At 74.8% G+C, this 7,706-nt stretch carries 7 protein-coding genes and 1 riboswitch; of the genes, 2 read left to right on the top strand and 5 right to left on the bottom strand.

The features are described 5' to 3' along the window. Positions 1-195: 195 nt before the first annotated feature. Positions 196-1,461 (bottom strand): hemolysin family protein, encoded by a 1,266-nt coding sequence (locus tag ACYC1Z_RS13095; RefSeq protein WP_461409964.1) that lies wholly within the window; start codon positions 1,459-1,461, stop codon positions 196-198. A gap of 61 nt (positions 1,462-1,522) precedes the next feature. Further along, positions 1,523-1,801 carry a DUF3017 domain-containing protein gene (locus tag ACYC1Z_RS13090; RefSeq protein ID WP_461409963.1) on the bottom strand — a complete coding sequence of 93 codons (279 nt, stop codon included), beginning with the start codon at positions 1,799-1,801 and terminating at the stop codon, positions 1,523-1,525. Positions 1,802-1,828: 27 nt separating this feature from the next. Between ACYC1Z_RS13090 and ACYC1Z_RS13085 the strand changes: the two genes are divergently transcribed. Then, complete coding sequence (locus ACYC1Z_RS13085; protein WP_461409962.1) at positions 1,829-3,172, top strand: NAD(P)/FAD-dependent oxidoreductase; 1,344 nt, start codon at positions 1,829-1,831, stop codon at positions 3,170-3,172. A 130-nt stretch (positions 3,173-3,302) separates the two neighbouring features. On the opposite strand, the gene purH is transcribed toward ACYC1Z_RS13085, so the two are convergent. Then, positions 3,303-4,979 carry a bifunctional phosphoribosylaminoimidazolecarboxamide formyltransferase/IMP cyclohydrolase gene (gene purH, locus ACYC1Z_RS13080; RefSeq protein ID WP_461409961.1) on the bottom strand — a complete coding sequence of 559 codons (1,677 nt, stop codon included), beginning with the start codon at positions 4,977-4,979 and terminating at the stop codon, positions 3,303-3,305. Between the two features lie 49 nt (positions 4,980-5,028). Beyond that, a riboswitch (ZMP/ZTP riboswitch) is annotated at positions 5,029-5,120 on the bottom strand. 108 nt (positions 5,121-5,228) lie between these two features. Further along, on the bottom strand, positions 5,229-5,852 hold the full coding sequence (purN, locus tag ACYC1Z_RS13075; RefSeq protein ID WP_461409965.1) for a phosphoribosylglycinamide formyltransferase: 624 nt from the start codon (positions 5,850-5,852) through the stop codon (positions 5,229-5,231). A 55-nt stretch (positions 5,853-5,907) separates the two neighbouring features. On the opposite strand from purN, the gene ACYC1Z_RS13070 reads away from it, so the two are divergent. Beyond that, positions 5,908-6,399: a hypothetical protein gene (locus ACYC1Z_RS13070; RefSeq protein WP_461409960.1), complete on the top strand. Its 492-nt coding sequence runs from the start codon at positions 5,908-5,910 to the stop codon at positions 6,397-6,399. Between the two features lie 91 nt (positions 6,400-6,490). On the opposite strand, the gene ACYC1Z_RS13065 is transcribed toward ACYC1Z_RS13070, so the two are convergent. Next, on the bottom strand, positions 6,491-7,706 hold a 1,216-nt coding region (locus tag ACYC1Z_RS13065), incomplete at its 5' end, for a cell division protein PerM (RefSeq protein ID WP_461409959.1).

Below are 7,706 nucleotides of genomic sequence, written 5' to 3'. Positions count from 1 at the left end.
CGACGACCGGTCCGGCCACCTTGATCTTCGCCATTCCCGCCACACTCCTGACCACCCCGCGCGGGGCGTCTCGACTGCGACGCCGGGGCCCCGGCGCCACAGATAGATTACTCGACATCGAGATACTTTGGCGACGGCGAGCACCGTGGTCGCGCCGGGCACGACGCGTGGCCGGGCCATCGCGACGGCGGGCGGTCAGGGCCGGCGGATCTCCACGCGGTCCACCCGGCGCCCGTCCACCGCTGTGACCGTGAGGACGACGTCGTCCCAGGTGACGGAGTCGCCGACGGCCGGCACCCGGCCCAGGCGGGCCATGATGAATCCGCCGAGCGTGTCGTAGGGACCGTCGGGCAGCCCCCGGCCGAGCATCTTGACCGTCTCGGCGCGGCCGAGCAGCCCGGAGGCCGACTCCGTCGTGCCGTCGCCGACGACGACGGGCGTCTCCCGGTCGTACTCGTCCTGGATCTGGCCCACGAACTCCTCGACGACGTCCTCGAGCGTGATGATGCCGTCCGTCCCGCCGTACTCGTCGACCACGACGGCGAGGTGGGCGTGGTTGTGCCTCATCTCGGTGAGCGCACTGAGTACCTGCTTGCCGGTCGGGAAGAACGCGATCTCGCGGACCAGGTCCCCGACGGTGCGGACGGAGGGGTCCGGATGGATCAGGTCGCGGATGTGGATGAAGCCGAGGACGTCGTCGCTGTTCTCCCCGCACACCGGGTAGCGCGAGTGCTCGAGCGTGCGCACCAGCGGCTGCGCCTCGCTGATGGGCATCGCCGCGTCCAGGAACTCGACCTCGGTGCGCGGGGTCATGACCTCCTGCACGGTCCGCTCCCCCACCGAGAGGAGCTCGACCACCATGTCCCGCTCCTGGGCACCGAGCGCCTCGTGCTCCGCCACGATCGCGCGCAGCTCCCCGGTGTCCATCTCCTCCTTCTGCGCGTTCGGGTCGCGCCCCAGCAGGCGCATCACCACGTTCACGGAGGCACCCAGGATCCAGATCACCGGCCGCAGCACGGTGGCGGACCAGTCCAGCGGGGTGGCGACGACGAGCGAGAACTTCTCGGCGCTCTGCATCGCGAGCCGTTTCGGCACGAGCTCGCCGAAGACGAGCGAGAGGTAGGCGATGACCACGGTGGTGGCCACGAACGCGATCGTGTGCGCGACGCCGGTGGCCATACCCCACGACTCGAGCACCGGCGAGAGCGACGGCGCGATCTGCGCGGCACCGAAGGACGCCGAGAAGAACCCGGCGAGCGTGACGCCGATCTGCACCGCCGAGAGGAAGCGATTGGAGTCGCCCGTGAGCTTGGCGACCTTCGCCCCGGCGCCCCCGCGCCCGGCGAGCGCACGCACCTGACCGTCCCGCAGCGAGACCAGTGCCATCTCCGACGCGGCGAAGACACCGCCGATGAGGATGAAGAACAGGACGAGGGCGATATCCAGGGCAAGAGCGCTCATTTCCGACCATCCTCACAAGTCCTGCGACCTGGCCGGAGCCCGTTCACCCACAGCGAACGGATCATCCGCCACCCGCGACAGTCGCGTTCCCCCAGGGGGCCAGGTACACGAGGGCGAGTGCCATCGCCGCCATCAGCGTCACGTCGAACGCCCGCGAGCGCGCCCAGAGCACCACCGACGGCGGAACGACCGCCCGGCCCACGGCCCCGGCACCGACCGCGAGCGCCAGCGCCAGGACGGCCGTCCGTCCGTCGACGACGACGGCGAGCACGCAGACCCCGGCGATCACGACGACGGTCGCGACCATGACCGCGGCGCGGAGTGCTGTCGTGCTGGACATGATGCGCCTGAGACTACCGTGGGCACCGTGCCCGATCCGACCGGAAACCGCGATCTGACCGGCGCCGCGGCGCGCCCGCCGAGGTCCGTGTGCGTCGTCGGGGCCGGCCTCGCCGGGCTGCGTACCGTCGCCGAGCTCCGCGCCCGGGGGTTCACCGGGACGGTTACCGTCGTCGGTGCGGAGGGGCTGGCCCCCTACGACCGCCCGCCCCTGTCGAAGGAGCTCTTCACCCGCCCTTCCCCCGTCTGGCTCGCGGACGAGGGGTACGGAGACCTGGACACCCTTGCGGACCGGGTGCTGCTCGCCCGCACCGCAGTGGAACTTCGGGCCGACGACGACGGCGCCACCCTCACGCCGGCGGACGGCGAGGAGATCCGGGCGGACGTCGTCGTGCTCGCCGTCGGCGCCCACGCCATCGTCCCGAGCGGCTGGACCGGGGCGCTGGTGCTGCACGAGGCCCCGGACGCGGCCGCGCTGCGGGCTGCGCTGCGCCCGGGCGCGCGGCTGGTCGTGGTGGGTGCGGGCTGGATCGGCGCGGAGATCGCCGGGGTCGCTGCGTCGCGCGGCGTCGACGTCACGGTGCTCGAGGCGGCGCCCACGCCGCTGCACCGCCAGATCGGGGGCGAGCTCGGCGCCCGCACCGTGCCCTGGTACGCGGCGGCCGGCATCGACCTGCGCTGCGGCGTCGAGGTGCGCGGGGTGGCGGGTGGGGCGGTCACGCTCTCGGGCGGCGAGCGGCTCGACGCCGACGCAGTCCTGGTCGCCGTCGGCGCGCGACCGGCCACCGGGTGGCTCGCCGGGGCCGTGCCGCTGACGGGGCGGGGCGCCGTGCCGGTGGATCCGGGCGGCCGGGTGGTCGGCGGGCCGGCATCCGTGCGCGCCGTGGGCGACTGCGCGGACATGACGGTGCCCGGGCTCGGCCTCGTGCCCGGCGGGCACTGGGACGGCGCGCTGACGCACCCGGCCGCGCTGGTCACCGACCTGCTCGGGGGGCGGGCGGCGCCGCCGGCCGCGGCGTACGTGTTCTCCACCCAGCTCGGCCACGACCTGACGTTCGTCGGCGTCCCGACGGCGCAGGCCGAGCTGGTGCTGCGCGAGGACGGGGCGGGGTGGACCGCGTTGTTCGTCGAGCTCTCGGACCAGGATGCCGGGGGCCCGGATGCCACCGGCCGACCCGTCGCCGGCCAACCGGCCACCGGCCGACCGGCCACCGGAGGACCCGTCACCGGCCGCCTGACGGCCGGATTCACGGTGGACCGGCCGCGCGACGTCGGCCCGCTGCGCAAGTTGCTGGCAGGCGGGGCCCGCCCCGTCCTCGACCTCGACCGCGCGGCCGACCCGGGCGTGCCGCTGCGCAAAGCCGTGCGCTGAGTCGCTCCGGACCCACGACGCACGCCGGCCGCGCCGCGGGTGCGCCGCACCGGCGTCGCCCCCCTCGCGCCCGCCAGGCCCTGCCGCCCCGCCCGGCGCCCGGTCCCGGACCGGCCCAGGGGCGCCGCTGTCAGTGCGCGAAGTGGCGCGTCCCGGTGAAGTACATGGTGATCCCGGCGGCGTTCGCGGCCGCGATCACCTCCGCGTCGCGGATGGAGCCGCCCGGGTGGACGACGGCGCGCACGCCGGCGTCGATGAGCACCTGGAGCCCATCGGCGAAGGGGAAGAACGCGTCCGAGGCGGCGACCGCCCCGCGGGCCCGCTCGGGGGCTCCGGCCCGGGCGGCGTCGTCGGCGTTCTCGGCGCCACCGGCGCCCTCGACCTCGCTGGTCACCGGGGCGCCGAGGGTGTTGGCCCGCTCGACCGCCAGGCGGCAGGAGTCGACGCGGTTGACCTGCCCCATGCCCACGCCCACGCTCGCACCGTCGTGGGCCAGCAGGATCGCGTTGGAGCGGGCGGCGCGCACGGCCCGCCACGCGAACGTGAGGTCGGCCAGGGTGCGTTCGTCCGCGGCCGGCCCGGCCGCCAGCGTCCACCCGGTGGGGGTGTCCCCGGGGGCGTCGACGGCGTCGCGGTCCTGGGCGAGCACGCCGCCGGTGATCGGGCGCAGGTCGGTGCCGGTGCGCGGGCCCGGGTCGACGACCAGCAGGCGCACGTTCTTCTTGCGGGAGAGGATCTCCAGGGCCGCCGGCTCGAACGCGGGCGCGCACACGACCTCGGTGAACACCGGCGCCACCTGCTCCGCCATCGCGGCGGTGACCGGCCGGTTCGCGGCGACGACGCCGCCGTAGGCGGAGACGGGGTCGCAGGCGTGGGCCTTGCGGTGGGCGTCGGCGATGTCGGTACCGGTGGCGATGCCGCACGGGTTGGCGTGCTTGATGACCGCGACGGCGGGGCCGGCGTGGTCGTAGGCGGCGCGCACTGCGGCGTCGGCGTCGACGTAGTTGTTGTAGCTCATGGCCTTGCCGTGCAGCTGCTCGGCGTTGGCGATGCCGGTGGTCTCGCCCTCGCCCGTGTAGAGGGCGGCGCGTTGGTGCGGGTTCTCCCCGTAGCGCAGCGACTCCCGGCGCTGCCAGGCGCCGCCGACGAATCCGGGCAGCGCGGCGGCCGCGGCGGCGCCATCGAAGACCTCACTCATCCAGCTCGCCACGGCGACGTCGTAGGCGGCGGTGTGCTCGAACGCGGCGACGGCGAGGGCGCGGCGCTGGGCGAGGGAGAACCCGCCCGCACGGGCCGCGGCGGCGACGTCGTCGTAGCGGGCCGGGTCCACCACCACCGCTACGGAGGGGTGGTTCTTCGCGGCGGCACGCACCATCGTGGGCCCGCCGATGTCGATCTGCTCGACGCACTCGTCCACCCCGGCCCCGGCGGCGACGGTCCGGGTGAAGGGGTAGAGGTTGACGACCACGAGGTCGAAGGGCTCGACGCCGAGCTCGGCCAGCTCGGCGCGATGGGCGGCCAGGCGGCGGTCGGCGAGGACGCCGGCATGCACGCGCGGGTGGAGCGTCTTGACGCGACCGTCGAGGCACTCGGGGAAGCCGGTGACCTCCTCGACGGGGGTGACCGGAACGCCCGCGGCAGCGATGGTCTTGGCCGTGGAGCCGGTGGAGACGATCCGCACCCCGGCCTCGTGCAGGCTCCGGGCGAGGTCCTCGAGCCCGGTCTTGTCGTAGACGGAGATCAGCGCCCGGCGCAGCGGGACCTGGTCCCCGACGGGCTCGATGATGGGCTGGGAGGTCTGGGCCATGTCATGCTCCTGGGTCTCGACGGATGCGAAACGGTGCACGGGGCACCGACCCAGGCACCCAGGCGCGCGGTGCTCTGCAGGGGACTTCCGGCCGCTCCCCGGTGGTGGACGCCACCTTCCTCGCCAGTCACGACCGAGCCCGAGCCTACCGCGTACGGCCCGCCGTGCACCGATCCGCGGGTTGCCTACCGCTCGTCGGACTGCCCGCCGCAAGGTGGACTGCCTACCGCTCGCCCACCCGCGTGCTGCCTACCGTGCGCCGATGCGCACGCGCCGCCCATCGAGCGTCCACCCCTCGCGCGCAAGGTGGCCGACCTGCTCCACGAGCTGGGCCCGCTCGGCCACCTTGATCCGCTCGGTGAGGGCGTCGACGTCGTCACCCTCGAACACCGGGACGGCGACCTGGGCGACGATCGCGCCGGTGTCGACACCGTCGTCGACGAAGAACAGCGTGGCACCGGCGATCTTGACCCCGTACTCGAGCGCGTCGCGCGGGCCGTGGATGCCGGGGAAGGCGGGCAGGAGCGTGTTGTGGGTGTTGATGTACCGGCCGTCGAAGGCGGCGAGGAACTGCGGCCCGCACAGCTTGAGGAAGCCGGCGGAGACGATCAGGTCCGGGTCGTGCGCGGCGACCCGCGCCGTCAGCGCCGCGTCCCAGTCCGCCCGGGTGGGGTGGGCGTTGACGGGCTCGACGAACGTCGCGATGCCGGCGGCGTCGGCCATCGCGACCCCGCCCGTCCCCTCCCGGTCCGCGCCGACGGCGACGACCTGGGCGCCGTAGCCGGCGTCCCGGCCCGCCTCGAGGAGTGCGGCGAGGTTGGACCCGCCGCCGGAGACGAGGACGACGACGCGAGCCGGCCGGTGGGTGGGCACGTGGGTGCTGGTCACGTGCGCGAGCGTAGCCCGGGCATGCGCGATGATGGGGGTCATGCCCACGCGCCAGGACCGCCCGCCGTCGTCATGGCGACGCCCCCCGGCGCCTGGCGCTCCCGGTCGACCCGGGCCTGCGCCGGACGAGCCGCCGCAGTTCGACGCGCTGCGCTGGGTGCGGCGCTTCGGGCTGGCGTTGCTGATCGGGATGGCCCTGGGCATGATGGCGCTGCCGTGGCCGTGGCCACTGCTCTCCGGCGTGGTGTCCCTGGCCGCCGTCGGGCTCGGCGTGGTGGCGCTCGTGAAGGTGCGGTCCGCACGGCTGCGTCGCGGGATGACGCCGATGCTCGTGATCGGCATGATCCTCGCGACCGTCCTCGGCCTGACCTCGCTCTCCCAGATCGCGCTGTGGCGCGAGAACGCGGCGTACTCGGCGTGCGTGCGCGGGGCACTGACCGTGCAGGCCCGCGATGCATGCACCGCCGAGCTCGAGAACACGCTCAACGAGCGTGTCCGGTGGATGGAACGGATCGTCCAGCCGTCGGCGTGACGGCACGGCGTCGAACGATCGGGATCGGCCTGGTTCAGGGGTGGGTTCAAGGTCGGTGGGTTCAAGGCCCGTGGATTCAGGGGCGGCGGGCTCAGGGGCGGCCGTGCTTCTTCCAGCGAGTGAGCTGTGGCCCGGACCACCTGGTAAGCGTGGACCACCCGGTAGGCGTGCCCGCGTCGACCGACGGCGATCCGCCGACCGGCTTCTGCGGCTCAGCCGGCTTCTGCGGCTCAGCCGACTTCTGCGGCTCAGCCGGCCTCTTGGGCTCGGCCGCCCTCTTCGGTTCGACCGGTCTCTTGGGCTCGGCCGGCCTCTTCGGTTCGGTGGACGCCGACTCCCGGCCGGCGACAGGCGCCGAGCTCGCCGTGGGTGCGGAGCCTCCGGTCGACGCTGCCGCACCGGTGGCATCGACGGCCCGGGCCCTGACCCGGTCGCGCACGATGCTCGCCGCAGACCGGACGCCGTCGTGGGTCCGCGGGTGCAGGCCCACGACCGCCACGAGCGCACCGGCGCCGAGCTCGGCGAGCAGCACCGCACCGACCGACCACGGCTCGGGCCCGATCTCGGCCATCCGGCCCGCCCCGATCCCGCCGGACGCCGCCGCGCACAGCACCACGACCGCCGCCGCGACGACCCCGGCCGCCACCAGCGCCGATCCGATCGCGCTCGGCAGCCTCACCTGCCGCCGTCGCCGGTCGAGCCAGATCCCGACGCCGAGCCCCACCAGCACCGGCAGGACGACGATCCAGCCCAGCCCCGGGGTGCCCGGCGAGGGCAGGGCGCCCAGCAGCGGGACCGCGGGCAGCGGTGCCGTGAGGACCGCCGTCGGGGTGAACTCGGTCCCGACCCCGACCGCAAAGCCCGGACCGGCGATCCACGCGAGCACCCACACCACGCCGGTGGGCACGTAGAGGAGCTGTGCCAGCACCATCACGACGCCGGAGACCGGGTCCGTGGTGTAGGCATCGTGGATCGTGAGGATGCGGTCCCAGCCGGCGACCGCCGCGGCCGCGCCGGCGAGCAGCGCGAGGATCAACAGCCCGGCACCCATCCACCCCGCACCGCGCAGGCCGGCCCGCACCGGCTCGGGGACGCGACCGGTCCACCGCTGCCACCACGACGGCGGCGGGACGGCGGACCGCACCTGCGCCGTCGTCGCCCCGAGCGCGGCGACGAGGAGGCCACCGGCCAGGGCGGGCAGCGCGGCGGTCCCGGGCGCGAGCCGCAGCGCGACCAGCACGACCGCCAGGTACCCGACGGGCACGAAGGCGGCGGCACCGGCGCTGGGCAGGCGCATCCGACGGGTC

It is taken from the genome of Georgenia sp., assembly GCF_054605595.1.
This window is presented reverse-complemented; position numbering and strand designations above follow the sequence as displayed.

What these genes read in the sequence shown, in the direction of transcription:
- ACYC1Z_RS13095 (WP_461409964.1), bottom strand. Translation starts at nt 1,461, where the DNA reads ATGAGCGCTCTTGCCCTGGATATCGCCCTCGTCCTGTTCTTCATCCTC.
- ACYC1Z_RS13090 (WP_461409963.1), bottom strand. Translation starts at nt 1,801, where the DNA reads ATGTCCAGCACGACAGCACTCCGCGCCGCGGTCATGGTCGCGACCGTC.
- purH (WP_461409961.1), bottom strand. Translation starts at nt 4,979, where the DNA reads ATGGCCCAGACCTCCCAGCCCATCATCGAGCCCGTCGGGGACCAGGTC.
- ACYC1Z_RS13070 (WP_461409960.1), top strand. Translation starts at nt 5,908, where the DNA reads ATGCCCACGCGCCAGGACCGCCCGCCGTCGTCATGGCGACGCCCCCCG.